Below are 23,897 nucleotides of genomic sequence, written 5' to 3' on the forward strand. Positions count from 1 at the left end.
ACGAGGAGTTGTCATGAAGACGCTGATCGTGCACGCCCATCCGGAGCCGACGTCGCTCAACGGCTCGCTGAAGGACCTCGCGGTGTCCACGCTGGAGGGCGCCGGACACGAGGTGCGGGTGAGCGACCTGTACGCGATGAACTGGAAGGCGGCCGTGGACGCCGCGGACTACGGAGCCGAGGGCTCGGGCCGGCTGGACGTCGTCCGGGACTCGGGGCGGGCCTTCGACACCGGGACGCTCACCGCGGACGTGAAGGCCGAACAGGAGAAACTGCTGTGGGCGGACACGATCGTCCTCCAGTTCCCGCTGTGGTGGTACTCGATGCCCGCGATCCTCAAGGGCTGGGTGGACCGGGTGTTCACCCGGAACTTCGCCTACGGCGTGGGCGAGCACAGCGACACCCGGTACGGGGAGCGGTTCGGCGAGGGCACCCTCGCGGGGCGCAGGGCGCTGCTGTCGGTGACGGTGGGCGGCCATGAGTCGCACTACGCGGCGCGCGGGATCAACGGCCCCATCGACGACCTGCTGTTCCCGATCCAGCACGGCATCCTGTACTACCCGGGCGTCGAGGTGCTGCCCCCGTTCGTGGTGTACGGCGCCGACCGGCTGACCGACGGCGACTACCCGGACGTCGCCAAGGCGTGGCGGCAGCGCCTGCTCACCCTGGAGTCGACCGAGCCGATCCCGTTCCGGCCGCAGAACTCCGGCGACTACGAGATGCCGTCACTGCACCTGAGGCAGGGGCTGGAGTCCGCCGGCCGTTCCGGGTTCGGGCTGCACCGACGGGGGTGAACCCTCCGCGAGGGCCCGGGATGAGCGGGCGCCGTCAGTCCGCGTCGGCCGGAAGCGCGTACAGCTTCGGCAGGTTGACCACGATGGCCTCCTGCGTGCTGCGGGCGATGACGACGACCGCCTCCTCGGAGGGGTCCGGGTTCTCCTCGCGGTGCGGCACGAACGGCGGGACGAAGATGTAGTCGCCGGGGGAGGTGCGCAGCCGTACCTCCTCCGCCTGGTCGCCCGTGCCGTCGATGAAGACGAACTCGGGGTGTCCGCTCACCACGTGGATGGCGGTCTCCGACTCGCCGTGGTGATGGTCGGAGGAGGACGTGGCGGGGGCGACGTGGGTCTGGCCCATCCACAGCTTCTCGGACCCCACCGTCCTCCCGCTGACGGCGGCGAACCTGCGCATGCCGCCGGTCTGCGCGGTGTCGCCGTCGAGGGCGTCGGCACGGATGTGGTGCAGACGGGCGCGCAGGGGTGTCGTCGCGGGGGTCGGTGTGTCGTGCAGGTGCGGGTGGAAACCCTCGCCGGGGGTCGTCAGCGGCTCACTCATGGCGGCGACGCTAGAGCCGCCGCGAAAAGGATGTCAACAGGTGTCCATTCCCGTTCACCTGCGGCAATGTTCCCGCAATGTTGCCGCAGAGGTCGCGCGGGGCCGTCATGCGCGGGCCGGGTCAGGCATGATGGGCGCATGCATATCTCCGCGAAGGCGGACTACGCCGCACGGGCCCTTCTCGAGCTCGCCCGTGAACCCTCCCGCCCGCTCACCTGCGAGGCCATCGCCTCCTCCCAGGGCGTTCCGTTCCGCTTCCTGAAGTCGGTGGTCGGCGATCTGCGCAGGGCCGGACTCGTGCGCAGCCAGCGCGGCTGCGAGGGCGGCTACTGGCTGGGCCGGCCCGCCGACGAGATCACCCTGCTCGACGTGTCCCGCGCCGTGGACGGGGAGTTGATCACCCTGCGCGGCGCCCTGCCCGCCGACCTCGACTACCCGGGCGCCGCCGCGGGTCTGCCCGGCGTCTGGCGGCGCGTCGAATCCGACGTGGCGGCGATTCTGGGCGGGACGACGGTCGCGGCGCTGCTCCCCGACGACGTACGGGAGCGGCCGGCCCACCAGGGCGCCGCGTGACCTCCGCGCAGCAGCCCCCCGTGCTCGAAGTCGTCGAGTACACCGACCCGTTGTGCCCGTGGTCCTGGGGCGCCGAACCGGTCCTGCGCCTGCTGCGCACCACCCTGGCCGGCCGGGCCCGCTGGCGGCGCGTGTTCTGTGTCCTGTTCGACGAGGACGACGACCCCGCCCCCGACCCGGCCGCGGAGACCGCCTGGTACGCGCGCTACGTCGAGGACGTCACCGCCCACACCGGGGCCCCGCGCGCCGCGCGCCTGAGCCGGGTCGCCGCGTCCTCGTGGCCGTGCTCCCTGGTGGCCAAGGCGGCCGAACGGCAGGGCGCGGCGGTGGCCGACCGGGTGCTGCGAAGGCTGCGCGAGACGATGTTCGTTCACGGCGAGCCGGCGGACACACTCGAGCTGGCGCTGGCCGCCGCGCGGGGCGTGCCCGGCCTCGACGCGGACCGCCTGGCCGCCGACGCCGCCTCCGCCGACGTACCGGAACAGGTGCGCGCCGACCGGGCCGAGGCGCGGCGGCCGGTGCCCGAGGTGCTCTCCGTGCCGGGTGGCTCCCCGCATCCGGGCGCTGCCAAGGAGACCGCCGACGGCGGCCGCCGTTACGCCCTGCCGACCCTGCTCCTGCGGACCCCCGACGCGTACCGCGCCGTGCCCGGCTGGCGCTCCTACGACGCCTACGCGGCGGCCGTCGGCGCACTGTGCCCAGGGCTCCCGGGGACGCCCGTGACCCTCTCCGCGCAGCGGGCGCTGGAGCACCACCGCAGCCTCACCGACCCGGAGCGCGCCCTGCTCACGCACGGCCCCTGGCCGCCGGTCGGAGCGGTCCGCGTCGAGACCGGCAACGGCCCGCTGTGGCGGCACCCGCAGGAGGCCGAGGCCCGCCCCGTGACCCCGCCCGGACCACCCCTGGTGCACTGACAAGCCTCTGACCAGCAGTCAGTCCCCCGTCCACCGAATGAGACACCATTTGGTGTCCATTGACAGTCGCTCATCCGTACGGTCAGGATGGTGCCCATGCTCACGACGCACCCCGGCGTGGTGTGCCGCTACGTGGACCTGCGGCGCACCTGCAGCGCTCTCTGTCGCTGACCCGCTCGCCGTCCCCGGTCCCTTCGCGCCGCTCCTCGTCGGGCGTCTGCTGCTCGCCTTCCGGCTGAGCCGCGGCCGGTACCCGGCACCCTCTTCCAGGCCCAGCGCCTTCCTGTCCCGCAGCACGGTCCGGCCCCAGCGGCCGGTGGGCACCTCCTGCCCCCGGCCTGCCGCGCCCGCCTCCCGCACCTGAGCCCTCGCCGGCATGCCCGCCCGCCGACGAGCGCGGACTTCGGCGTGCGCGGAAGGGGCCGACCTCCTCCGTCCCCCGTTCCCGCCGTGCCGTCACGGACCCGGGGTCCTCAGAGAAAGAACGCCATGTCCGGATACCTCACGTCCCGCCGCTCCCGAAGGGGCGCCCCCGCCCGCCGGCTGCGCGCCACGGCCCTCGGCGCCGCCCTCGCCGCCCTGCTCGTCCCCTCCCTCAGCGCGTGCGGCGACGGCTCGTCCACCGCCGCGGGCGGCGCGGCGCTCAAGTGGACGTCCTCCTACTTCCCGGCACACTGGGACCCGGTCGTCGGCGGCAGCGGCGCCCAGTTCCGTGAACTCGCCCTCGTCTACGCCTCGTTGACGCGCACGGACGAGAACGGCAAGGCGGTGCCCGATCTCGCCGAGAGCTGGGAGTACAACGACAAGGGCGACCAGGTCACCTTCCATGTGCGGCCCGGCCTGAAGTTCAGCGACGGCACCCCCGTGGACGCGAAGGCCGTCAAGGCCGCCATCGAGCGCGCCAAGAAGCAGAAGAACTCCGCCTTGTTCGGCGACCTGACCTCGATCAGGTCCGTCGACGCCAAGGGCCTCGACGCCGTCGTCCACCTCACCCAGGTCGACTACCAGATCCCGCAGCTCCTCGGCTCGCGCGTCCTGCAGATCGCCAGCCCCAAGGCGGCCGCGTCACCCGCCAAGCTCGACCAGAACCCCGTCGGCGCGGGGCCGTTCACCGTCACCCAACTGATACCCGGCACCAAGGCCGTACTGAAGAAGAACCCCGACTACTGGGACGCGAAGAACATCCACATCGACACCGTGGAACTCACCTCGGCACCCGACGCCTCCACCGTCGTCTCCGGACTCCGCACCGGCGTCTACAACTTCGCCGACATCGAACCCAGCCAGGCGGCCGCCGCGAAGAAGGCCGGACTCGACGTCTTCGTGCAGCCCGGCTTCAACGCCGCCAACCTCAGCCTGAACGTCAACAAGGCGCCGTTCGACGACGACAAGGTCGTCGACGCCGTCCGTCACGCCGTGAACCGCGAGGAGTTCGTCGACAAGCTCACCTTCGGTTACGGCGAGGCGACCGACCAGCCCTTCCCCAAGGGCTACGTGGCCTACGACCCCACGTCGGAGAACGCCTACCCCTACGACCCGGAGAAGTCGAAGAAGCTCCTGGCGGAGGCCGGCTACAAGGCGCACGACCTCAAGCTGAAGCTGGTCATCCCGGCCGAGGACCCGCAGGCCGAAATCGTCCAGTCGCAGCTCGCCAAGGTCGGCATCGACGTCACCATCAAGATCGACAAGAACTGGGCCACCCCGTTCTTCGCCAAGGAACTCACCTTCTCCCTGTACGGCACCACCGGACGCGACTCCGCCGCGCAGACACTCACCGCCCACTTCGGCCCCAACGGCCCGCTCAACCTCAGCACCCCCTACGAGCCGGACGGCTTCGAGGCCGCCATCGCCAAGGTGCGCCAGACCCCGCTGGACTCCCCGGACTACACCGAGACCCTGCGCGCGGCGACCCGCGCCGGACTGAAGAGCAAGGCGCTCGTCTTCACCTACTCCCAGCCCAACCTCATCGCCAAGAGCAAGTCGATCTCCAGCCTGCCGAAAATTCCCGCGCACCTCACCTGGACCGGCGTCACCATCTCCGGCAACTGACGGCCCGTCCACCATCCACAGAGAGGGGGCAACCCCATGACGACACTCACGCCGCAGGCGGTCCCGCCTGCCCGCCGTCGAGGGGTCGCCGTGGCCAGGACCCGGCACACGCTGGTCCGTGTCCTGGCCACCCTCGCCCGGTCGGTCATGATCTTCGTACCGGTGTTCGTGGTCGCGACGTTCGTGACGTTCGCGCTGCGCTCACTGAGCGGGCTCAGCCCGGCGCGGATCCAGCTGGGCGAGGAGGCGACTCCCGAGGCCATCGCACGGGTCGAGGCCGAATGGGGCCTGGACCGGCCCTTCCTCGTGCAGTACGCCGACTGGTTCGGCGGCGTGCTGCACGGGCGACTCGGCACGAGCTGGACCAACGGCGCCGACATCTCCACCCTGATCGGTCTCGGCCTCGGAGTCAGCCTCTCCGTCGCCACGCTCGCCCTCGTCATCGGCGTCCTCGTCGGCTTCCTGCTGGGCACGGTCGCCGCACTGCGGCGCACCACCTGGATCGACCGGACCATCACCGGCTTCGTCACGCTCATCTCCGTGATGCCCGCGTTCGTCGTCGGGATCGTGCTGGTGGCCGTCTTCGCCGTGGGGCTCGGCCTCTTCCCCGCCGCCGGATACGTCCCCGCGGAGGCCGGCATCGGCCCCTGGCTCGCCCACATCACCCTCCCGGCCGTCGCGTTGAGCTTCGACGTCATCGCCGACGTGGCCCGGCAACTGCGGGGCAGCCTCGTCGCCGCCTACCGCGAGAACTACGTGACCGGGGCGGTCGTACGCGGCCTCAGCCCCCGGCGGATCTTCTTCGGGCACGTGCTGCGCAACGGGCTCGGACCGGCACTCGCCACGCTCGGCCTGAAGTTCCCCGCGCTCGTCGGCGCCTCCGTCGTCACCGAGTGGATCTTCGGCCTCCAGGGCTTCGGCCGGTTCGCCAACGACTCCGCACAGGCCGGCGACGTGCCCGCGGTGCAGGGCGTCCTCGTCGTGTCGATCGTCCTGGTCGTCGTCTTCAACCTGATCGTCAACCTGGTGCTGGCCCGTGTGACGCCGGCATCCCAGCGGGGGGTGTGAACCATGGTGCGCCGCGTGCTCTCCCTCACCTCGGGCCGGATCGCCGTCGCCGTCCTCGCCGTGATCGCGCTCCTCGCGGTCCTCGGCCCCTGGCTGGCCCCCCAGGACCCGCTCGCCACCAGCGACAACACCCTGGCCGCCGCCTCCGGTTCCCACTGGCTGGGCACCGACCACCTCGGCCGTGACGTCCTCAGCCGGCTCCTCGACGGCTCACGGATCAGCGTGCTCGGCTCCCTCGAAGTGGCCGGAGTGGCCCTCGCCGTGGGCGCGGTCCCCGGCATCCTGTCCGTCTACCTCGGCCGGGTCTTCGAATGGTTCACCCTGCGCCTGACCGACACCCTCGTCGCCCTGCCGTTCCTGCTGTTCGCGGTCGCCGTCATCGCCCTGCTCGGCAACGGCATCACCCAGGCGATGCTCGTCACCGGCACGCTGGTCTCGCCGCTCTTCTACCGCGTCGCCCGCGCCGCCACCCTCACGGTCGCCCGGTCCCCGTACGTGGAGGCGGCACTGATCTCCGGTGCCTCCCTCGGCTGGATCGTCCGCCGGCACGTCTGGGCGAAGGTCCTGCCGCCGATCGCGGTCGCCCTCGCCCAGACCATCGGCGTCGGCTTCGTGATCGTCTCCAGCCTCACCTTCCTGGGCATCGGCGTGCAGCCCCCGGAACCCACCTGGGGCGGCCTGCTCGCCTCCGACCTCGGCTACCTCGACTACCGGCCGTGGGGGCCGCTCGCCCCCGCCGTCCTGATCATGGCCACGGTCTGGGCGTGCAACCTCCTCGCGGACGCCATCCGCGACGTGTCCGGGGAAGCCGGACGCGCCCTGCTGAACGGGCGCAGGGCCCGCGCCAACCGCCTCGGCACGCCCGACACCGCTCCCACCGGAGGTGCGCGATGACCACCCTGTCCCAGGACGCCGCACGACCCGAGACCCGGCACGCCGACACCGGCCCCGCCACCCCGCCGGTCCTCTCCGTCCGGGACGTCCGCATCCACGACCGGGCCGGCGACCGGGAGATCGTCCACGGCGTCTCGTTCGACCTCACCCCCGGCCGGACCGTCGGCATCGTGGGGGAGTCCGGCAGCGGCAAGACCCTCACCTGCCGGGCCGCCCTCGGCATCCTGCCGCCCCACTTCGAGGTCTCCGCAGGCACCGTCGAGATCGACGGCACCGACATCGCCACGCTGACCCCACGGCAGTGGACCGGGCTGCGCGGCTCCACCATCAGCGCCGTCTTCCAGGACCCGGCCTCCTACCTCAACCCGTCCCTGCGCGTCGGCGCGCAGATCGCCGAGGTCCTGCGGGTCAAGACCGGACTGACGCGGCGCGAGGCCCGCCCGCGCGCCCTCGAACTCCTCCAGGCCGTGCATCTGCGCGACCCCGAACTCGTCTACGGCCAGTACCCGTTCGAGCTCTCCGGCGGCATGCTCCAGCGTGTCCTGATCGCCGCCGCCATCGCCGCGGGACCGCGCGTCCTCATCGCCGACGAGGCGACCACCGCGCTCGACGTCACCGTGCAGGCCGAGATCCTCGACCTCCTCGCCGACCTGCGCGAGTCGACGGGCCTCGCCCTCGTCGTCGTCTCCCACGACCTGGCCGTCGTCGCCCAGCTCTGCGACGAGGTACTCGTGATGCGGCAGGGCGAGGTCGTCGAACAGGGCCCCACCCGCACCGTCCTCGACAGCCCCCGGCACCCCTACACCCGGCTCCTCATCGACGAGCACGAGAGCTACGGCCTCGACAGGTTCCTGGCACCGAAGGAGGAGGCGGCATGAGCGCCGACCAGCCGCACGCGGCCCCCACCGCCACACCCGTCCTGTCCGTCACCGGCCTGGACGTCCACTACGGCAAGCGCCGCGCCCGCCGCCAGGCCCTGCACGGACTCACCCTGACCGTCGCACCCGGCGAGACCCTCGGCGTCATCGGCGAGACCGGCTCCGGGAAGTCCACGTTCGCCCGCACCGTCCTCGGACTCGTACGCGCCTCGGCCGGCTCCGTCGTCATCGACGGCGAGGACGTCAGCGGCCACAGCCGACGCCAGTGGCGGGCCCTGCGCCGCCGCGGAGTCGTCCAGTACGTCTTCCAGGACCCGCTGCGCAGCCTCGACCCCGACCTCACGGTCGAGGACTCCCTGACCGAACCGCTCCTCGTGCGGGGCGTCGCCCGCCCCGAGGCCGCCCGGCGGGGCCGCGCCCTGCTGGAACGCGTCCGGCTGCCCGAGGACCTGCTCGGCCGGCTGCCCGGCGAACTCTCCGGAGGCCAGCGCCAGCGGGTCGCCGTCGCCCGCGCCCTCATCACCGAGCCGCGCCTGCTCCTCCTCGACGAACCGGCCAGCGCCCTCGACTCCGCCCACCGCGTCCAGATCCTCGACATCCTCAAGGAACTGCGCGCCGACGGCGTCGCCCTCGTCCTCATCTCCCACGACCTCGGCTCCGTCGCCGGGGTCGCCGACCGGATCGCCGTGCTCTACCAGGGCCGTGCCGTCGAGGTCGGACCCGCCGCCGACGTCATCAACACGCCGCAGCACCTCTACACCCGGCTGCTCGTCGGCTCCGCGCCCACCCTGCACACAGCGGCGGCGAGCCGGGCCGAACGCGAAGCCCTGCGCGCCCTGCTGCACGCCTGAGCCCGTCCCACCCTCCGCACCCACAGACAGGACCAGCCATGTCCCGCAAGATCCACCTCGCCCTGCACCCCTACGGCGTCGGCGGCCCCGGCCAGCACGGCCTGTGGAAGGACCCGCGTGTCGCCAAGAACGCGAGCATCGACATCGACTACTACATCCAGCAGGCGCAGGCCGCCGAACACGCCCTGTTCGACGCCCTGTTCATCGTCGACAGCCAGTTCATCAACGCCACCTACCCCGCGCACTACCTCAACCGCCTGGAACCGCTGACCCTGCTGTCGGCGGTGGCCACCCACACCCGGCACATCGGCCTGGTCGGCACCGCGAGTTCGACGTACAACTCGCCGTTCAACCTGGCCCGCCGGTTCGCCTCGCTGGACCACATCAGCGGCGGCCGCGCCGGCTGGAACGTCGTCACCAGCTTCGACACCGGCACCTCGAAGAACTTCGGCCTCGACGAGCACCTGGACTACGCGACCCGCTACGGCCGCGCCCTGGAGTTCGTCCAGGTCGCGCGGGGCCTGTGGGACTCCTACGAGGACGACGCGTTCCCGGCCGACGTCGAACGGAACGTGTTCCTCGACCCGTCCAAGCTGCACGCGCTCGACCACGAGGGGGAGCACTTCAAGGTCGCCGGGCCCCTCAACCTCTCGCGCTCCCCGCAGGGCCAGCCGGTCATCTTCCAGGCCGGTGTGTCCGAGGAGGGCCGCGACCTGGCCGCGCGGGTCGCCGAGGGCATCTACGCGCCGGGCGGCTCCCTCGAGCAGGCCCAGGACTACTACGCCGACATCAAGCGGCGCACCGCCTCCTACGGCCGCGACCCCGAGCACATCAAGATCTTCATCCACGGCGGGCCGGTGGTCGCCGCCACCGACGAGGACGCCCGGCGCCGCGAGCGGGAGATCTTCGAGGAGGACAACGACTTCGACCGCAACCTCGCCCTGCTCGGCCGGTCCTTCGGTGCCTACGACTTCAGCGTCCACGACCTGGACGCGCCCTTCCCCGACGTGGCGCACCTCGCCGCGAAGGGCGGCCGGACCAACGCGACGCAGATCATCGCACGCGCCAAGGAACAGAACCTGACGCTGCGTCAGGTGGCGGACTCCGTCAACGAGTTCCGCCGCTCGCCGTTCGTCGGCTCGCCCCAGACGGTCGCCGACACCATCGAGCAGTGGTTCGAGGCCGGCACCTTCGACGGCATCAACCTCGCCTTCCGCACCAACGATGACCTGGAACTGTTCGTCGACGGCGTCGTCCCGCTCCTGCAGAAGCGCGACCTGTTCCGCACCGCGTACGAGGCCGACACCCTGCGCGGCAACCTCGGCCTGCCGGTCCCCGCCAACCGCCACACCCGGTGACGGCCCCGCGTGAGCATCCCCTCGGAGAGAGGCGACCACCCATGACCGGCACGACGACGCCACGCTTCAGACTCGGCTTCCTCACCCACGTCCAGAGCCGCGGCGACGACCTCGCCCGCACCTACCGCAACGCCCAGGACCTCTTCGTCGTCGCCGACGAACTCGGCTTCGACATCGGCTGGGTGGCCCAGCACCACGTGCCCCTCGCCGGCGGCGGCCTCTCGTCCCCGTGGACGTTCCTCGCCCACGCCGCCGCCCGGACCACCCGCATCCGGCTCGGCACCGCCATCACCGTCCTGCCCCTGGAGGACCCCGTCCGCCTCGCCGAGGACGTCGCCACCGTCGACACCCTCAGCGGCGGACGCGTCGAGGTCGGCGTCGGCAGCGGCGCCAGCCCCACGGAGTACGCCGCGTTCGGCCGCGACGTCGCCCGCAAACGCGAACTCACCACCGAGAGCCTGTGCGCACGGCCCTCGCCGGGGAGGAGGTGCGCACCCCGGGCTTCCGCGTCCAGCCGGCCCCCGCGGACTTCACCGACCGCCTCTGGCAGGGCGTCTTCAGCGCCGAAGGAGCGGCCCACGCCGCGGCCGGCGGCTCCCACCTGCTGCTGAACCGCGCCGCCTACGGCTACGACGCGCCCACCGACGAGGTCCAGCGCCCCTGGGCGGACGCCTACCTGGACGCCTGGGACCGGCCGCGCCGCCCGCGCATCGGGCTGTCCCGGTTCGTGTTCCCGGCCAAGGACCGGCGCACCGCGCTCGCCCACATCAGCGACGACGTGCACCGGGCGGCCCTGCGCATGGCGGGCAACGGCGCCTTCCCGGCCGGACTGGACGCCGACGAGGCACTGCGGCGCTTCCACGCCTTCTACGGCCACCCCGACGAGATCGTCGCGGCCCTCGGCAAGGAACAGGTCCTGCCCGTCGCGACCGACCTCATCACCCAGTTCAACCCCGCCGTCCCCGACCACGACGCCGCCGTGCGCGCCCTGGAACTCATCGCGACCGAAGTGGCACCCGCCCTGGGCTGGCGCCCCGCGCCGCGCCCCGCAACCGCTGGAGCATGACATGCCCGAGTACACCGACCATGTCGCCCCCGAGGGCCTGCGCACCCGCGGCACCGTCATTGTCGTGCCGGGCCGCGGCGAGACCCGGGCCACCTACCAGCGCTTCGCCCGCCGCCTCGCCGCCGACGCCTACCGCGTCCGCGTCATCGACACCCCCGCCATCGACGCCGGCGACCCGACCGGCACCCTCGACCACTTCGCGGCCCACCTCACCGAGGCGATCGACGGCACCGCCGCCGAGGACGGCACCGTACGGCCCGTCGTGCTCGTCGGCAGCGACACGGGCGCGGCGCTCGTCGCCGCCCACACCGGACGGGTGGACGCCACGCCGGCCCCGGACGCGGTCGTCCTGGCCGGCCTGCCCGCGCGCACCGCCACCGCCGTGCACTCCTGGGACGGCGAACTCGACGTCCGCACCGCCTGCCCCGCCCACCGGCGCACCCTCACCGACGACACCGAGGTCCGCCGGGGCGCCCTCAACGACACCGTGCCCGAGGCCCTGCTCGCCGCCGCCCTCGACGGCGACCTCACCGTCCCCGCCCTGATCCTCACCGGCGACGCCGACCCGCTCGCCGACCGCGACGAACTGCACCGCACCGCCAAGTCCCTGGACCGCGCCCGCCTCTCGGTCGTGCGCGGAGCCCACCACGACGTCCTCAACGACCTCCAGCACCGCTCGGTCGCCGCCGAGGTCGTCACCTTCCTGGAGACGCTCCGGGAGGACCTGGTGCCCCTCGTCACCGTGGAGACCAGCGCCTGGTGAGGCGCCCCGCACCACCCCACCGTCTCTCCCCGCACCCCGACCCGGAAGGTCCGCCATGGCCACCATCCTCTCCGTCTCCGGAAGCCCCTCCGCCACCTCCCGCACCGCGCGGCTGCTGCGGCACCTCGACGAACGGCTCCGCGGCCACGGCCACGAGGTCGTCCCCCTGGACGTCCGCACCCTGCCCGCTGAACCTCTCCTGACCGCCGACTTCCACCACCCGGCGATCGTCGAGGCCACCGCGCTGTTCGAGCGGGCGGACGGCGTCGTGATCGGCACGCCCGTCTACAAGGCGGCGTACTCGGGCCTGCTGAAGTCCCTGCTCGACCTGCTGCCCCAGTACGCGCTGACCGGGAAGACCGTGCTGCCGCTCGCCACGGGCGGCAGCACGGCGCATGTGCTGGCCATCGACTACGCGCTGCGCCCGGTGCTCAACTCGATGGGCGCGGCGCACATCGTCCCGGGCTGGTTCACGCTCGACAAGGACATCACCGTGGGGGAGGACGGCACGGTGGCCGTCGCCCCCGACACGGCGAAGGCCCTCGCCCACGCGACCGACCAGTTCGCCGCGTCCCTGGGCGCCCGGGTGGCGGCGCTGGCGCCCGCCGGATGAACCGTCAGGCAGACGGCGGGGCGGCCTCCTGAGCGCCCACGGCACCACCGGTGAGCCGCGGTTCGACGTCCACGACACCCTCGACGGCCCGCGCCAGGCGTACGGCGATGGGGACCATGGCGGTGTCGCGGACCGGCCCGCGCAGTGTGACGACCCCTTCGCGCACGCTGACGTCGAGGGAGTGGCCGGCGACCGGGCGCAGATGGGAGAGCACCGTACGGCGGACCTCGTCCTCGATCTGGTCGTCGGGCCGCAGGAAGACCTTCAGCAGGTCGGCCCGGCTTACGATGCCCTGCAGCATGCCGAGGCGGTCGACCACGGGCAGTCGTTTGACGCGCCGGACCGCCATGATCCGGGCGGCCTGGGCGAGCGTGGCGTCCGGGTGGACGGTGACGGCCGGTGTGCTCATGAGGTCGCCGGCCGTGGTCGCGCCGGCCTTCGCGAGGTCGTCCAGGCGCCGGCGGGACTCGGCGAGGCTCCACTCCTCCGCCCGGAACTCCTCCTTGGGCAGCAGGTCGGCCTCGGAGACGACGCCGATGACCCGGCCCTCCCCCTCCAGCACCGGCATGGCGCTGACCTTCCACTGCTCCATGGTCCGCACGATCTCCTTGAACGGCGCGTCCCGCCCGACGGCCACGACCGTCTGCGTCATCACATCGCTCACGGTGTACGTGGTCCCGGTCCCGGTCATCTCCGATCACCTCGTCTCGCGTGCGTCACGTCGGCTCACAGCGCCAGGCCGGCCCGCCGCGACTCCTCCGGCCGCGGTACGGCGTCGGTGTCGTCCACCCGGTGACGCAGCTCGGCGGAGACGTCGACCACCCCGTCCACGCCCCGGCACAGACGGACGACGAGCGGCACGAGCGAGGCGCGTTCCACGGTGCCCTTCAGGGACACCCGCCCGTCGACGACCCGCACGGCGATCGCGTCCGGCGCGATGCCCAGCGTGCGCAGCAGCACCTGTCCGGTGATCTCCTCACGGATGGCGGCGTCGCCCCGCAGGAAGACCCGGAGCAGATCGGCCCTGCTGATCAGGCCGAGCAGCCGCCCGGTCTCGTCGACGACCGGCAGCCGTTTGACGTGGTGGCGTTCCATGACCTGGGCGGCCTCCACGGCCGTCCACTGGGGCCGCGCGGTCACGGCCGGACGGCTCATCAGCCCTTCCGCCGTGGTCGCCTCGGCCTTCGCGCGGTCGGCGGGCGCGGGCCGCAGCACGGGCAGCAGGCCCGCGGGGTCCAGTTGCGCGGCCTCCTTGCGCAGCAGGTCGGCCTCGGACACCAGGCCGAGGACCTGGTCCGCGTCGTCCACGACCGGTACGGCGGTGACGTCGTACTCGGCCAGCAGCTTGGCGATGTCCTTGAACCCGGTGTCCCGGTGCACCTTGACGACCGACGTGGTCATCAGGTCGCTCACGGTCCGGTGCCACATGGCTCCCGCCTCCTCGGGTCGCTTCCTCCCCTTTCCACTCTCCGCCGCGCCCGACGGTGCCGCATGGGCCGAACGGCCCCGACCGCGGGGCCGCCCGGCGCCGGCCGGCCCGTACGCTGTCCCTCCGATCGAACCGGGGGAGAGGGGTGGCGGGTGAGTCGCCGCAAGGGGGGCCACAGGACGGCGCGGGTCGTGACCGCGACCTGGTCTGGGAGGCACCCGGCTTCGCCCAGGACGGCTACGCCTACCGGGCGGTGAGCATCGTCCCCCGGCCGCGCGCCGGCCGCTGAGCCCTCAGCGCGCGGCGCCGGCCGGCAGCACGCCTCCCGCCCGGCCGCGCACGGCCTGCGCGGTCAACTCCCGGACCCGCGCCGCCGGGACGCACTGGCCGGGGGTGCTGAGGTACCAGGGGAAGTACTCCTCCGCGCCGAGCCCGGCGGGCGGCTCGCCGAGGTACGGCTTGGTGTAGACCGGGGTCCCGGGCTCGCTGCGCCAGCTCTCCGCGAGCGTCCCCTCGTCGACGGCGTCGTAGCCGAGCGCGTCGAGCAGGTCCGCGGCCTCCCGCTTCGCGGCCTCGTCGTCGCCCGCGAGGGGCAGGGCGCTGCGGTCGGCCGCTCCGGCGGGCCGGGCGAGCGTGAGCAGCTGGTGCGAACCGATGTTGTTGAACGCCTTCACCAGACGCGCGCCCACGAGGTGCCGTTGGACCAGGCCGCTCGTGGTGAGCGCGTTGGAGTCCAGTTCCTCCATGCGGCCGTCGCGCTCCGGGTAGTAGTTCATCGTGTCCAGCACGGTCTTGCCGCGCAGCGCCTCGACGGGCAGGTGCCGGTGGGCCCGGAGCGGGATGGTGACCACGACGAGGTCGCCGGCGCGGGCGGCCTCCTCCGGAGTGGCGGCCCGGGCCCGTCCGCCCACGGTCTCCACCAGCTCGGCGAGCGAGTCGGGCCCCCGCGAGTTGCTGAGGACGACCTCCATCCCGGCCGCGACCGCGAGCCGGGCCAGGGACGTGCCGATCAGTCCGCTGCCGATGAGTCCGAGCGTGCGTGTCCGGGTCATTGCGTTCTCCCTTTCGGATGGCCCACCGGCATATGCGGAGGCGTCCTCCGTTTCCTATCACGAATAAGCGGAGGCTGCATCCGTTTCCGGGGCCGCCCTCTGCCCGGACATGCCGAGGGCCGTGGCCCGGGGCTCTCGCGCCCCGGGCCACGGCCCTCGTCTGGAACCGCTGCCGTGCCCGCCTACGGACGCAGCGTGCGCTGCCGCTCGACGTCCCGCTTGTCCAGCTTGGCGTCGAACTTCGCGAGCGGCTTCGCCGCCGCCGGGTTCTCCCGCACCGCGGTCGGCGCGACGTCCGCCCAGTCGAGGATGCGGGCCGTGGCCAGCGCCTTCTCCTTCTCGACCAGGCCGGCGACGTTCGCGCCGTGGTTCATGCCGGGCGCGGTGAACACGTACGCGTCACGCGCCTTCTTGCCGACACGGAACGGCTCGGCACCCCACGGGTCGTTCTCGCCGTACACGAACAGCATCTGCCGGGCGTTGTTCCGGACCCACGTGTCCACGTCCCGCATGACCGACGGGTCGAACTTCATGGCGATGGAACGCGGCACGAAGTTGCGCGGCGGCTGGTAGCCGTAGCGGACGTACTTCTTCTCGATGTGCGGGAAGTGGATCGTCGGCGCTCCCAACTGCGTACCCGCCTGGTAGTAGTACGGCGTGTACGGGGTCAGGCCCTGGTCCGTGTAGGCCGAGAAGCCGGAGATCGTGTCGACGGAGGTCCAGATCGCGTCGTCCGTGGCGTTCTTGGCGTCGGCCGGGATGTCCGCGCAGTCGGCGAGGGTGCTGTACTGCCAGAAGCCCCACACGTAGTCCAGGACGACCGCCTCGAAGGCCCGGTCCAGGCTGCCGATCGTGTCGAACGTGTAGCCGTTCTCGGCGGCGTACGCGGCGTACTTCTTCTCCAGCGGCGTCCGGCGCACCAGCGCCTCGCGCTGCACGCCGTTCAGCCGGTCGCGGCACTCCTTGGTGCCGACGGTGCGGAAGAAGCGGTCGTAGGCCGAATCCTCCTTGTTCACCACGTCGTTGGGGGCGACGTAGGCGACGACACCGTCCATGTCCCGGGGGTAGAAGCGCTCGTAGTAGGTGGCGGTCATGCCGCCCTTCGAACCGCCCGTGGAGATCCAGTTCTTGCTGTAGATCTTCTTCAGCGCGGTGAAGATGCGGTGCTGGTCGCTGGCCGCCTGCCAGATGTCCAGCTTCGACCAGTCGGCCGGCTCGGGCCGGGACGGCGTGAAGAAGCGGTACTCCATGGAGATCTGGTTGCCGTCCACGATCTGCGTCGGCTCGGCACGCCGCGGCGTCGTCGAGACGCTGTACCCGCCGGTGTAGAACACGGTGGGCCGCGCGGTGTCCTTGTGCAGCACGGTGATCCGCTGCTGGAACGTCCCCTTGGAGGGCCTGCGGTGGTCGACGGGCTGGGTGTAGTTGAGGACGAAGAAGCGGTACCCGGTGTACGGCTTCTCCTCGATCAGGCTCATGCCCGGGATCGAGAGCAGTCTCTCCTTGATGTCAGTGGTGCCGGTGGCCTCCGGCCCGGCGGCGGTGGCCGCCCCGGCCGAACTCAGTGTGCCTATGAGCACCGTGAGCGCCAGCAGCCATCTGAGCGCCTTGCGCATGCGCACTCCCCTGTGAGACAGATGTGCGCCGGAAGCTACTCGACCAACTCCCCGCCACGCCAGGGGACATAGGGAAAACCCTGTGTGACGGGGGAGGTTCGAGGGTCGGAGCGCGTCGCGTCGGCGCCGGTGGGCGCGCGGGGATCAGCGCCGGGCGGCGACGGCCTCCGCCTCGGGGGCGGCCGGCGCCACGGAGTTCCGGCCCGGGCGCCGCAGCAGGACGCCCACCGCGATCGCGCCGAGGACCGCCGCCGCGGACCCGGTGAGGAGCGCCAGGTGCAGACCCGAGGCGAACGCGTCACGGGCGTGGTCGATCAGCTGCGTGTCACCGGTCCGCTGCCCGATGACGTGCGCGGCGGCCAGGGAGGAACGGGCGGCCTCGGAGAGGGGCGACGGCATGCCCGCGACGTCGAGGTTGTCGCGGTAGCCGGCGTTCAGGACGCTGCCCAGGACCGCGATGCCGAGGGCACCGCCGAGCTCGCGCGAGAGGTCGTTCACCGCGGAACCCACGTTCTGCAGCCGGGCGGGCAGCGCGTCCGTGATGGCGGCGGTGGCGGGCGTCATGGCCAGACCCATGCCGGCGCCCAGCGGGACCAGGCCCGTGAGGACCAGCCAGTACGAGCTGTCCGTGTCGAGTTCCGCGAGCACGATCAGGCCGACGGCCACCGCGACCAGTCCCACGATCCAGGGACGCCGCGCCCCGACACGGGCCGCGATCTTCGGCGCGAGCCGTGAGCTGGGGATCATCGCGGCCGACATCGGCAGCACGCTCAGGGCGGCCGTCAGGGCGCTGTCACCACGGACCAGCTGCAGGTACTGCATGACGACGAAGATGAAGCCGAAGAAGGCGAAGAACTGCATCGTGATGGACACCGTGCCCGCGGCGAACGCCTTGTGGCGGAAGAGGCGCGGGTTCAGCAGCGGGTCGGGGTGGCGCAGCTCCCAGGCCACGAAGCCGGCCAGGACCAGGAGCGCGGCGCCGATGCCGGCCAGCGTGCGGGTGCTCGCCCAGCCGTGCTCGGGGGCCTGGATGACGGAGTAGACCAGGATGCCGAGTCCTATGACGGTCAGCAGCGCGCCCACGACGTCCACGCGCCGCTTCCCGGGCTCGGCGGACTCCGGCACGAAGACGTACGTGCCGACGAAGGCGACGACCGCCAGGACGACGTTGAGCCAGAACACAGAGCGCCACGACCACACCTCGAGCACGGCGCCCGAGGCCAGCAGGCCGAGCACGGCGCTGGCTCCCGCGACGGCGGCCCACACGCTGACGGCGCGCGCCCTCTGCTCGCGGGGGAAGGTGGTCGTGATGGTGGACAGCGTGGCCGGCATGACGAAGGCGGCGGCTATGCCGAGCACGGCCCGGAGCATGATCAGGACCTGCGGCTCCGAGGAGAAGGTCGCGGCCGCCGAAGCGCCGGCGAAGACGGTGAGGCCGCCCAGGAGGGCCTTGCGCCTCCCGAAACGGTCACCGAGGGTCGCGGCCAGCAGCAGGAGCGCGGCGAACACGAGGCTGTACGCGTCGATGATCCACGACAGCTGCGTCTGGGTCGCGTGCGTCTCCCGGGCGATGCCCGGCAGGGCCACGTTCAGCGAGGCCATCGCCGACACGACCGTGGCCAGGGCCAGGCAGGTGACGGCCAGTACCGCGCCGTGACGCACTGCCGTGGGGCTGTGGGGTGTGGGGCGTCGGTCCATGAGGGGCTTCCTTTCCTGCGGAGCCGGTGCGCTGTCGTGGCCGGCGATTCCGGTGAGCGGCCCGATGGTCGATCGTTTGCCTACGAGCGTTGGCCATCACCTGTTGACCAGCATGCGCGCGGCGAGCCGCGAAGTCAACACCCGATGGCAAACAAGTGTTGGCATTGCTGTGGGTGAGGGCGTCAGTGGGGTGCCAGGCAGGGCCGATGGCGCTTCGAGGGGTGCTGCGAGTGGTGGCGTGGCCTGCGGCGCAACCGCTACCGGGCGGCGAGCGGCTCCGCGCACGCGGGCCGGTCGGCCGGGTCGACCGCCAGCTCCGCCCAGTGGGTCGTACGGGATCCGCCGGGCCGGCGGCGGGTGCCGTGCCGTTCGGCCATCGCCTCCACGAGCATCAGCCCGCGGCCCTGCTCGTCCTCGGCGCGGTCGCTCAGCCAGCCCCCGGCGTCCTCCGCGGGGCCTCCGTCGGTCACCGAGATCCTCAGGCGACCGCACCGCCCCTCTCCACTGAGGCTGAGCACGACGGGGCCCCGCGCGTGTTCCACGGAGTTGGTGACCAGCTCGGACGCGATGAGCATCGCCGTCTGCGAGGCGTCCTCGTCGACCTGGTGGCGGCGCAGCCACGTCCGTACGGCGCGCCGGGCCGTGGCGGCGGCGTGCGGAGCACGCGGAACCGCCCAGGAACCGCCCGGCCTCCGGACATGGGAAGTCTTGGTGCGGGTGTCCGACATGACGATCACTCCGGCAGCAGGTCCAGTGCGCTGGGGGGATCGCTCATGTGGGTCCCAGCGTCGAGGCGCTTCAGGGCGGTCTCGGCCGCGGCGAGGTCCTGGACACCGAGCCCGATCAGTTTGCAGACGGTGATGTCCTCGTCGCCGCTCCGCCCGGGCGCGTCACCGCTGAGCACGGCGCCCAGTTCGACGACCTCGATCTCGCCGTCCTGGACGCGCGACAGCTCCCCGTGCAGACGGTTGAGGGCGCGGCTGTCGACCACCACCCGGTGCGCGCGCCGGAAGCACTCCTCGGTGAGCTCGGCCTTGAACGGGTCGTCGGCACCGACGGCGTTGACGTGCACGCCGGGCCGCAGCCAGTCGTGCCGGATCAGCGGTTCGGTGCTCGATGTCGCGGTGACGAGCGCGTCCACGGCACCGCACATCCGCGCGAGATCGGGAGCGGGCCGCACGTCCAGATCGGGGCGGCGCGCAGCGAGGGCGTCGACGACGCGTCGCACGGCGGCCGGGTCGCGTCCCCAGACGTGGACCGTCCGGACGGGCAGGCTGTCGGCGACCGCCAGCGCCTGCAGATAGCCCTGCACGCCGGTGCCCACGACGCCCAGAACCGACGCGTGCGGCGTGGCCAGGGCACGGGCGCCCAGGGCTCCCGCCGCGGCCGTCCTGATGTCGCTGAGGTGGTGGTCGTCCTCCAGCAGCGCCCTGAGATCACCGGTGGCGGCGTCGAACGCGGCCACGATGCCGGAACCCGGCGGCAGCCCGAGCTCCTTGCGGGCGGGGAACCAGCTCGCGACCTTCACCGTGAAGACCGAACGCCCCGGCAGCCAGGCCGACTTCACGTGGACGTCGCCTTCCCGTCCCGCGGGGGCGAAGACCACGGCGGGAGCCTCGCCCAGCCCCCGGCTGTGGTCGACGAGCGCCTGCCGGACCGGTTCCAGGACGTCCCGGGTGCCGACGGCGGCCCGTATGCGGTCCGGGCCGAAGCAGGTGACCGTGTCGGTGTTCATCACGGCAGCTCCGTCAGGTGGCCCTCGGCGACGAGGCTCACATGGCCTCCCACGGTGACCCCGTGGCGCCCCGGGCCGATGTCGTAGGCGCCGATGGCCATCGAGCTGGGCCGGCCCATGTGGCGGCCCTGACGCAGTGTCACCGCCCGCTCGGCGGCGAGGCGTTCGTGCCGGCGGAGATAAGCGGCGACGCAGCCGGCCGCGCTGCCCGTGGCGACGTCCTCCAGGATGCCGTCGTTGTTCCAGTGCCGGCCTTCGAGCTCGTCGGCGTCGAGCAGATAGGCGAACTGCGCGCCCACCCGCTGCAGGGGCTCCGTCAGATCGAAGCGGACACGGGCCCTGTCCAGCGCCCCCGGTCGCACGGGGACGATGAGGTAGCGGAGCCCTGTCGACACCACCTGCGGCGGCAGGCCGGGGTGCAGGTCCCGTGGTTCCAGGTCGAACCACGAGGCCAGCCCCTCGATCTCCGGCTGCCCCAGGAACGACGCCTCTCCCTGGTCCAGGACGCCCTCGTACGCCCTGCCGTCCTGGCGCACCTTCACCCGCACCGTGCGGGCCTTCAGCTCCAGCGTCCAGTCGACCGGGCGGCCCATGCCGGCGAGGTGGTGCAGTACGGCGGCCGCGCCGATCACCGGGTGGCCCGCGAAGTCCAGTTCCTCGTACAGATCGAAGACGCGCGCCTGGAAACGGGGACCGGCGTCGGCGCTCCACGGGAACAGGAAGACCGACTCGAAGTGGCGCAGCTCCTGCGTGATGCGGAGCATCTGGCCCGGGTCGAGGCCGGTGGCGTCGGGGAAGACGGCGAGGCTGTTGCCGCCGTACGGGACTTCGCTGAAGACGTTGACGTGGAGGAATCGCATGATCGGCCGGACCTTCGGGGGGATGTCGAGAGGGAGGGGGCGGGTGCGCCGCAGGGCCATCCTCGGCGCCGTACACACTGCTTCAGCGGTAGTTCAGCTCGGCGAGTTCCGTGGCGAGCCTGGTGCGGAACGGGGTGTGGCCGAGCACCCGCAGGGCGACGTTGCGGACACCGCGGGCGGCGGGGTGGTGCGCGGTGGCCAGGCGGGTCATACGGTCGGCGAGCGCGACCACCTGTTCGGCGACGGGCCGGCGCGTGGCCTCGTACGCGTCGAGGGTCCCCGAGGCCAGGGCCCGGCCGAGGGCGTAGCCGTCCTGGATGCCCGTGTTCATGCCCTGCCCTCCGGCCGGGCTGTGCACGTGCGCCGCGTCGCCGGCCAGGAAGAGCCGGCCGGCCCGGTAGGAGTCGGCGACCCGGTGGTGCACCCGGAACCGGGAGGACCAGTGCACCTCGTGGGCGGTGGCCTGACCGGGGACGCGCTCGTCCAGCATCCGCTGCAGGAAGGCCAGGTCGGCGGTGTGGGGCGCGTCGTCGACGGTGGCGACGATGCGGTAGCGGTCACCCGGCAGCGGGGCGACGACGATCAGGCCCGCGCCGTGGAAGTTCAGGGACACCTCGCGCGGGCCCGGCGCCCAGTCCATGTCCACGTCGGCGAGGACGAAGGACTCCGCGTAGGCGTTTCCGGTGAAGCCGATGCCGGCCGCTTCGCGCACCGTGCTGTGCATGCCGTCCGCGCCGACGACGTAGTCGGCCCGTAGGGTCTCCCCGCTCTTCATCGTGACGGTCACCCCGGAGTCGTCCTGGACGACGGACGCCGCCTCGTAGGGCCGGTAGGTGTCGGCGCCCAGCGCCCGCAGGCGGGTGAGCAGGACGTCCTCGGTCTCGTTCTGCGGGATCATCAGCGTGTACGGGTGCGGCGTGGGCAGGCCGTCGAACGGGATCGTCATCAGGGCGCGGGCGCCGTCGCGGACGGCGAAGCGGGTGAGCTTGATCCCGCGGCGCAGCAGTTCGGCGGAGGCGCCGAGCTCGTCGAGGACCTCGAGGGTGCGGGCGTGCACCACGGCGGCGCGGGAGGTGTTCGCCCCTTCCGCCTGTCGGTCCACCAGGACGAAGTCGACGCCGGCCTGGGCGAGGGTGATCGCCAGCGCCAGCCCGGTGGGTCCGGCGCCGATGATCGCGACGCGGGTGCGGGACGGGAGTGCGGGCTGGTTCATGAGAGTCTCCTGCTCCGTCGAGGGGTGCCAACGCAATGCCAACGTTTGTTGGCCATCACCTGTTGTCATGGTGCGCCTCCGTGGCGGCGAAGTCAACAGGTGTTGGCCTACGGGTGTTGGCTTGGCGGCGGGGAGACGCCCCGGCCCGGCGAACGCGAACGCCGGCCCGGTGAGGCGCCGGGCCGGCGTAAGAAGGTGCTCCCCGCGTCAGTCGCGCGCCGCGCGAAGCGGCTCCCCGACGCTCCTCAGATGGCGCAGTGCCTCCCGGTGCGAGTCGATCAATCCGGTCTGGTGGTACGGGATGCCCAGCTCGGCGCAGTACCGCTCGGTGATGGTCTGGGCGCGGCCGAGGGCCGGGGTGGGCATGCTCGGGAACAGGTGGTGCTCGATCTGGTAGTTCAGCCCGCCCATGAAGGCGTCGACCAGGGCGCCGCCGCGCACGTTGCGTGAGGTGAGGACCTGGCGGCGCAGGAAGTCCAGCCGGGTGCCCTCCTCGATCATCGGCATCCCCTTGTGGTTCGGCGCGAACACCGACCCGAGATAGATGCCGAACAGCCCCTGATGGACGGCGATGAACACCAGCGCCTTGCCCGGCGAAAGGACGGAGAGCAGGGCACCGAAATACAGCCCGAAATGCAGCACGAGCAGCGTTCCCTCGAGCACGGGACGTTTCACCGAACGGCTTCCCAGGGCCCGGAAACTGTTGAAGCTGAGATTCAGCCCTTCCAGGGTCAGCAGCGGAAAGAACAGCGCCGCCTGATGCTTGCCGACGAAACGCGGGAGCCCTTTCGCCTCGCTCGCCTGGCGGCGGGACCAGACGAGGATGTCGGGCGACACGTCGGGGTCCTTGCCCTCGTGATTGGGGTTCGCGTGGTGCCGGGTGTGCTTGTTCATCCACCAGCCGTAGCTCATGCCGAGCAGCAGGTCGGCGACCAGGAGGCCGCCCGCCTCGCTGGGCCGCCGGCGGGAGAACACCTGCCGGTGCGCGAGGTCGTGGGCGGCCAGCCCGAGCTGACCGAAGACCACGGCCAGGGCGACTGCGACGAGCAACTGCGCCCAGCTGTCTCCCAGGGTGAAAAGGGCTACGATCGACCCGGCGAGAGCGAGCCCCACCGCGCCGAAACGCACCGTGTAATACAGCGGACGACGTCGGAGAAGACCGGCCGCGGTGATCCGGCGGGACAATTCGGAGAAGTCGCTTCCATCGCGCCGTTCGCCTTGCCCTCGTCGCGCGGGTGGGCCTGCCGGAATAACCGTGGGATACGTCATGACCGCAAGTATCTGGACCGTGCACCGATCCCGGAATGACGGTCGCCCCCCGGGTGGGGGAGGGGCTAGCACCAGCACGAGGGTGTGGAAACCCCGGGGTTGCTTCCTCGCTCCTCATTCCTCGCTCATGGCTCCAGGCTTCAGGCTTCAGGCGAGGGCGGTCACCAGAAGGGTGAAGGCGCCGATGATGACGGCGACACGGACGTAGTGGTAACGGTCCCAGCGGTTCATCTGCTCCTTCCAGTCCTCCGGACGGTTCTCGGGCGTCCACGTCTTGCCGCGGTTGTTGATCGGGACGAGCAGCAGGATCGACATGGCGACACTGACGACGAGCAGCGCGCCGGCGACGACGAGGAGGGCGCTGCCGTCCTCGTTCCACGCGAGCGCGGCCCACAGCGCCGTGAGTAGCAGGGAGCCGATGTACCAGAACGGCATGAGCGCTCCGAGCATCCGGCCACCGTGGGAGCGGGCGAGTTGGCCGCTGTCCTCGGGCAGGGCGCTGAAGATCCGGTTCATGACGAAGGCGACCGCGAACTCCACCCCGACCATCAGTCCGACGATCACGGTGGTGACGACTTCCAGGACGTTGAGCATGACGACCCCTCCTTGTGGCTAGCGTTGCTAGCTGACGGGTCAACGCTAACTCTGCTCACGCTCGATTGTC

24 protein-coding genes and 1 pseudogene are annotated in these 23,897 nt (G+C 72.0%); 13 read left to right on the plus strand and 12 right to left on the minus strand.

From position 1 onward, the window contains the following. The first annotated feature begins 13 nt into the window (after nt 1–13). Nucleotides 14–793, plus strand: coding sequence for an NAD(P)H-dependent oxidoreductase (locus F8R89_RS35055; protein ID WP_151787795.1), 780 nt, complete (start codon nt 14–16; stop codon nt 791–793). A 34-nt stretch (nt 794–827) separates the two neighbouring features. Here F8R89_RS35055 and F8R89_RS35060 read toward each other — a convergent pair whose 3' ends face one another. Further along, nucleotides 828–1,334: a cupin domain-containing protein gene (locus F8R89_RS35060; protein WP_151787796.1), complete on the minus strand. Its 507-nt coding sequence runs from the start codon at nt 1,332–1,334 to the stop codon at nt 828–830. Between the two features lie 138 nt (nt 1,335–1,472). Here F8R89_RS35060 and F8R89_RS35065 point away from each other — a divergent pair, with 138 nt between their 5' ends. The 11 genes from F8R89_RS35065 (at nt 1,473) to ssuE (ending at nt 12,361) form a co-directional block, all read left to right on the plus strand. Continuing rightward, nucleotides 1,473–1,907, plus strand: a complete 435-nt coding sequence (locus tag F8R89_RS35065) for an RrF2 family transcriptional regulator (protein ID WP_151787797.1) — start codon at nt 1,473–1,475, stop codon at nt 1,905–1,907. After that, a complete protein-coding gene (locus F8R89_RS35070) occupies nt 1,904–2,821 on the plus strand; it encodes a DsbA family protein (RefSeq protein ID WP_151787798.1) in 918 nt (305 codons plus the stop codon). Before F8R89_RS35065 ends, F8R89_RS35070 begins: the two co-directional genes overlap by 4 nt. 489 nt (nt 2,822–3,310) lie before the next feature. Next, nucleotides 3,311–4,870, plus strand: a complete 1,560-nt coding sequence (locus F8R89_RS35075) for an ABC transporter substrate-binding protein (RefSeq protein WP_151787799.1) — start codon at nt 3,311–3,313, stop codon at nt 4,868–4,870. Between the two features lie 36 nt (nt 4,871–4,906). Next, nucleotides 4,907–5,938 carry an ABC transporter permease gene (locus tag F8R89_RS35080; RefSeq protein WP_151787800.1) on the plus strand — a complete coding sequence of 344 codons (1,032 nt, stop codon included), beginning with the start codon at nt 4,907–4,909 and terminating at the stop codon, nt 5,936–5,938. A 3-nt stretch (nt 5,939–5,941) separates the two neighbouring features. Then, complete coding sequence (locus F8R89_RS35085) at nt 5,942–6,832, plus strand: ABC transporter permease (RefSeq protein WP_151787801.1); 891 nt, start codon at nt 5,942–5,944, stop codon at nt 6,830–6,832. Beyond that, the gene (locus F8R89_RS35090; RefSeq protein WP_151787802.1) at nt 6,829–7,710 is read left to right on the plus strand and encodes an ABC transporter ATP-binding protein; all 882 of its coding nucleotides are present in this window, start codon (nt 6,829–6,831) and stop codon (nt 7,708–7,710) included. Before F8R89_RS35085 ends, F8R89_RS35090 begins: the two co-directional genes overlap by 4 nt. Then, complete coding sequence (locus F8R89_RS35095) at nt 7,707–8,561, plus strand: ABC transporter ATP-binding protein (protein WP_151787803.1); 855 nt, start codon at nt 7,707–7,709, stop codon at nt 8,559–8,561. Before F8R89_RS35090 ends, F8R89_RS35095 begins: the two co-directional genes overlap by 4 nt. Nucleotides 8,562–8,599: 38 nt before the next feature. Further along, nucleotides 8,600–9,919: an LLM class flavin-dependent oxidoreductase gene (locus F8R89_RS35100; RefSeq protein ID WP_151787804.1), complete on the plus strand. Its 1,320-nt coding sequence runs from the start codon at nt 8,600–8,602 to the stop codon at nt 9,917–9,919. Between the two features lie 41 nt (nt 9,920–9,960). After that, the gene (locus tag F8R89_RS37010; RefSeq protein ID WP_225994584.1) at nt 9,961–10,530 is read left to right on the plus strand and encodes an LLM class flavin-dependent oxidoreductase; all 570 of its coding nucleotides are present in this window, start codon (nt 9,961–9,963) and stop codon (nt 10,528–10,530) included. A gap of 456 nt (nt 10,531–10,986) precedes the next feature. Continuing rightward, entirely contained in the window at nt 10,987–11,748 is a 762-nt protein-coding gene (locus F8R89_RS35110) for an alpha/beta hydrolase (RefSeq protein ID WP_151787805.1), read from the plus strand. A 55-nt stretch (nt 11,749–11,803) separates the two neighbouring features. Continuing rightward, nucleotides 11,804–12,361, plus strand: a complete 558-nt coding sequence (gene ssuE / locus F8R89_RS35115; RefSeq protein ID WP_151787806.1) for an NADPH-dependent FMN reductase — start codon at nt 11,804–11,806, stop codon at nt 12,359–12,361. A gap of 4 nt (nt 12,362–12,365) precedes the next feature. Here the strand turns inward: ssuE and F8R89_RS35120 are convergent, their stop codons facing one another. Together F8R89_RS35120 and F8R89_RS35125 are read right to left on the minus strand one after the other, a co-directional pair. Continuing rightward, nucleotides 12,366–13,052, minus strand: coding sequence for a CBS domain-containing protein (locus tag F8R89_RS35120; RefSeq protein ID WP_151787807.1), 687 nt, complete (start codon nt 13,050–13,052; stop codon nt 12,366–12,368). A 35-nt stretch (nt 13,053–13,087) separates the two neighbouring features. Continuing rightward, on the minus strand, nt 13,088–13,789 hold the full coding sequence (locus tag F8R89_RS35125) for a CBS domain-containing protein (protein ID WP_151787808.1): 702 nt from the start codon (nt 13,787–13,789) through the stop codon (nt 13,088–13,090). A 188-nt stretch (nt 13,790–13,977) separates the two neighbouring features. Here F8R89_RS35125 and F8R89_RS37395 point away from each other — a divergent pair. Further along, nucleotides 13,978–14,079, plus strand: a pseudogene (locus tag F8R89_RS37395) (cold shock domain-containing protein); the annotation flags it as partial. 4 nt (nt 14,080–14,083) lie between these two features. On the opposite strand, the gene F8R89_RS35135 reads toward F8R89_RS37395, so the two are convergent. The 9 genes from F8R89_RS35135 to F8R89_RS35175 form a co-directional block, all read right to left on the minus strand. Then, entirely contained in the window at nt 14,084–14,842 is a 759-nt protein-coding gene (locus tag F8R89_RS35135) for an NADPH-dependent F420 reductase (RefSeq protein WP_151787810.1), read from the minus strand. A 182-nt stretch (nt 14,843–15,024) separates the two neighbouring features. Then, the gene (locus F8R89_RS35140) at nt 15,025–16,458 is read right to left on the minus strand and encodes a S28 family serine protease (RefSeq protein ID WP_151787811.1); all 1,434 of its coding nucleotides are present in this window, start codon (nt 16,456–16,458) and stop codon (nt 15,025–15,027) included. 144 nt (nt 16,459–16,602) lie between these two features. Next, a complete protein-coding gene (locus tag F8R89_RS35145; RefSeq protein ID WP_151787812.1) occupies nt 16,603–18,156 on the minus strand; it encodes an MFS transporter in 1,554 nt (517 codons plus the stop codon). A 257-nt stretch (nt 18,157–18,413) separates the two neighbouring features. Further along, complete coding sequence (locus F8R89_RS35150) at nt 18,414–18,884, minus strand: ATP-binding protein (protein WP_151787813.1); 471 nt, start codon at nt 18,882–18,884, stop codon at nt 18,414–18,416. 5 nt (nt 18,885–18,889) lie between these two features. Beyond that, nucleotides 18,890–19,891 (minus strand): ornithine cyclodeaminase family protein, encoded by a 1,002-nt coding sequence (locus F8R89_RS35155; protein ID WP_151787814.1) that lies wholly within the window; start codon nt 19,889–19,891, stop codon nt 18,890–18,892. Further along, complete coding sequence (locus F8R89_RS35160) at nt 19,891–20,751, minus strand: PhzF family phenazine biosynthesis protein (RefSeq protein ID WP_151787815.1); 861 nt, start codon at nt 20,749–20,751, stop codon at nt 19,891–19,893. The genes F8R89_RS35155 and F8R89_RS35160 overlap by 1 nt, the downstream gene beginning before the upstream one ends. 82 nt (nt 20,752–20,833) lie before the next feature. Next, a complete protein-coding gene (locus F8R89_RS35165; protein WP_151787816.1) occupies nt 20,834–21,964 on the minus strand; it encodes an FAD-dependent oxidoreductase in 1,131 nt (376 codons plus the stop codon). Nucleotides 21,965–22,171: 207 nt separating this feature from the next. Next, nucleotides 22,172–23,233: a fatty acid desaturase family protein gene (locus F8R89_RS35170; protein WP_151787817.1), complete on the minus strand. Its 1,062-nt coding sequence runs from the start codon at nt 23,231–23,233 to the stop codon at nt 22,172–22,174. Nucleotides 23,234–23,380: 147 nt separating this feature from the next. After that, the gene (locus F8R89_RS35175) at nt 23,381–23,827 is read right to left on the minus strand and encodes a DUF1772 domain-containing protein (RefSeq protein ID WP_151787818.1); all 447 of its coding nucleotides are present in this window, start codon (nt 23,825–23,827) and stop codon (nt 23,381–23,383) included. Nucleotides 23,828–23,897 lie beyond the last annotated feature (70 nt).

The sequence above is a fragment of the Streptomyces sp. SS1-1 genome, from assembly GCF_008973465.1.
Taxonomy (GTDB): Bacteria; Actinomycetota; Actinomycetes; order Streptomycetales; family Streptomycetaceae; genus Streptomyces.

Coding starts and splice junctions, on each gene's coding strand:
- F8R89_RS35055 (WP_151787795.1), top strand. CDS start 14: ATGAAGACGCTGATCGTGCACGCCCATCCGGAGCCGACGTCGCTCAAC.
- F8R89_RS35060 (WP_151787796.1), bottom strand. CDS start 1,334: ATGAGTGAGCCGCTGACGACCCCCGGCGAGGGTTTCCACCCGCACCTG.
- F8R89_RS35065 (WP_151787797.1), top strand. CDS start 1,473: ATGCATATCTCCGCGAAGGCGGACTACGCCGCACGGGCCCTTCTCGAG.
- F8R89_RS35075 (WP_151787799.1), top strand. CDS start 3,311: ATGTCCGGATACCTCACGTCCCGCCGCTCCCGAAGGGGCGCCCCCGCC.
- F8R89_RS35080 (WP_151787800.1), top strand. CDS start 4,907: ATGACGACACTCACGCCGCAGGCGGTCCCGCCTGCCCGCCGTCGAGGG.
- F8R89_RS35085 (WP_151787801.1), top strand. CDS start 5,942: ATGGTGCGCCGCGTGCTCTCCCTCACCTCGGGCCGGATCGCCGTCGCC.
- F8R89_RS35090 (WP_151787802.1), top strand. CDS start 6,829: ATGACCACCCTGTCCCAGGACGCCGCACGACCCGAGACCCGGCACGCC.
- F8R89_RS35095 (WP_151787803.1), top strand. CDS start 7,707: ATGAGCGCCGACCAGCCGCACGCGGCCCCCACCGCCACACCCGTCCTG.
- F8R89_RS35100 (WP_151787804.1), top strand. CDS start 8,600: ATGTCCCGCAAGATCCACCTCGCCCTGCACCCCTACGGCGTCGGCGGC.
- F8R89_RS37010 (WP_225994584.1), top strand. CDS start 9,961: ATGACCGGCACGACGACGCCACGCTTCAGACTCGGCTTCCTCACCCAC.
- F8R89_RS35110 (WP_151787805.1), top strand. CDS start 10,987: ATGCCCGAGTACACCGACCATGTCGCCCCCGAGGGCCTGCGCACCCGC.
- ssuE (WP_151787806.1), top strand. CDS start 11,804: ATGGCCACCATCCTCTCCGTCTCCGGAAGCCCCTCCGCCACCTCCCGC.
- F8R89_RS35120 (WP_151787807.1), bottom strand. CDS start 13,052: ATGACCGGGACCGGGACCACGTACACCGTGAGCGATGTGATGACGCAG.
- F8R89_RS35125 (WP_151787808.1), bottom strand. CDS start 13,789: ATGTGGCACCGGACCGTGAGCGACCTGATGACCACGTCGGTCGTCAAG.
- F8R89_RS35135 (WP_151787810.1), bottom strand. CDS start 14,842: ATGACCCGGACACGCACGCTCGGACTCATCGGCAGCGGACTGATCGGC.
- F8R89_RS35140 (WP_151787811.1), bottom strand. CDS start 16,458: ATGCGCAAGGCGCTCAGATGGCTGCTGGCGCTCACGGTGCTCATAGGC.
- F8R89_RS35145 (WP_151787812.1), bottom strand. CDS start 18,156: ATGGACCGACGCCCCACACCCCACAGCCCCACGGCAGTGCGTCACGGC.
- F8R89_RS35150 (WP_151787813.1), bottom strand. CDS start 18,884: ATGTCGGACACCCGCACCAAGACTTCCCATGTCCGGAGGCCGGGCGGT.
- F8R89_RS35155 (WP_151787814.1), bottom strand. CDS start 19,891: ATGAACACCGACACGGTCACCTGCTTCGGCCCGGACCGCATACGGGCC.
- F8R89_RS35160 (WP_151787815.1), bottom strand. CDS start 20,751: ATGCGATTCCTCCACGTCAACGTCTTCAGCGAAGTCCCGTACGGCGGC.
- F8R89_RS35165 (WP_151787816.1), bottom strand. CDS start 21,964: ATGAACCAGCCCGCACTCCCGTCCCGCACCCGCGTCGCGATCATCGGC.
- F8R89_RS35170 (WP_151787817.1), bottom strand. CDS start 23,233: ATGACGTATCCCACGGTTATTCCGGCAGGCCCACCCGCGCGACGAGGG.
- F8R89_RS35175 (WP_151787818.1), bottom strand. CDS start 23,827: ATGCTCAACGTCCTGGAAGTCGTCACCACCGTGATCGTCGGACTGATG.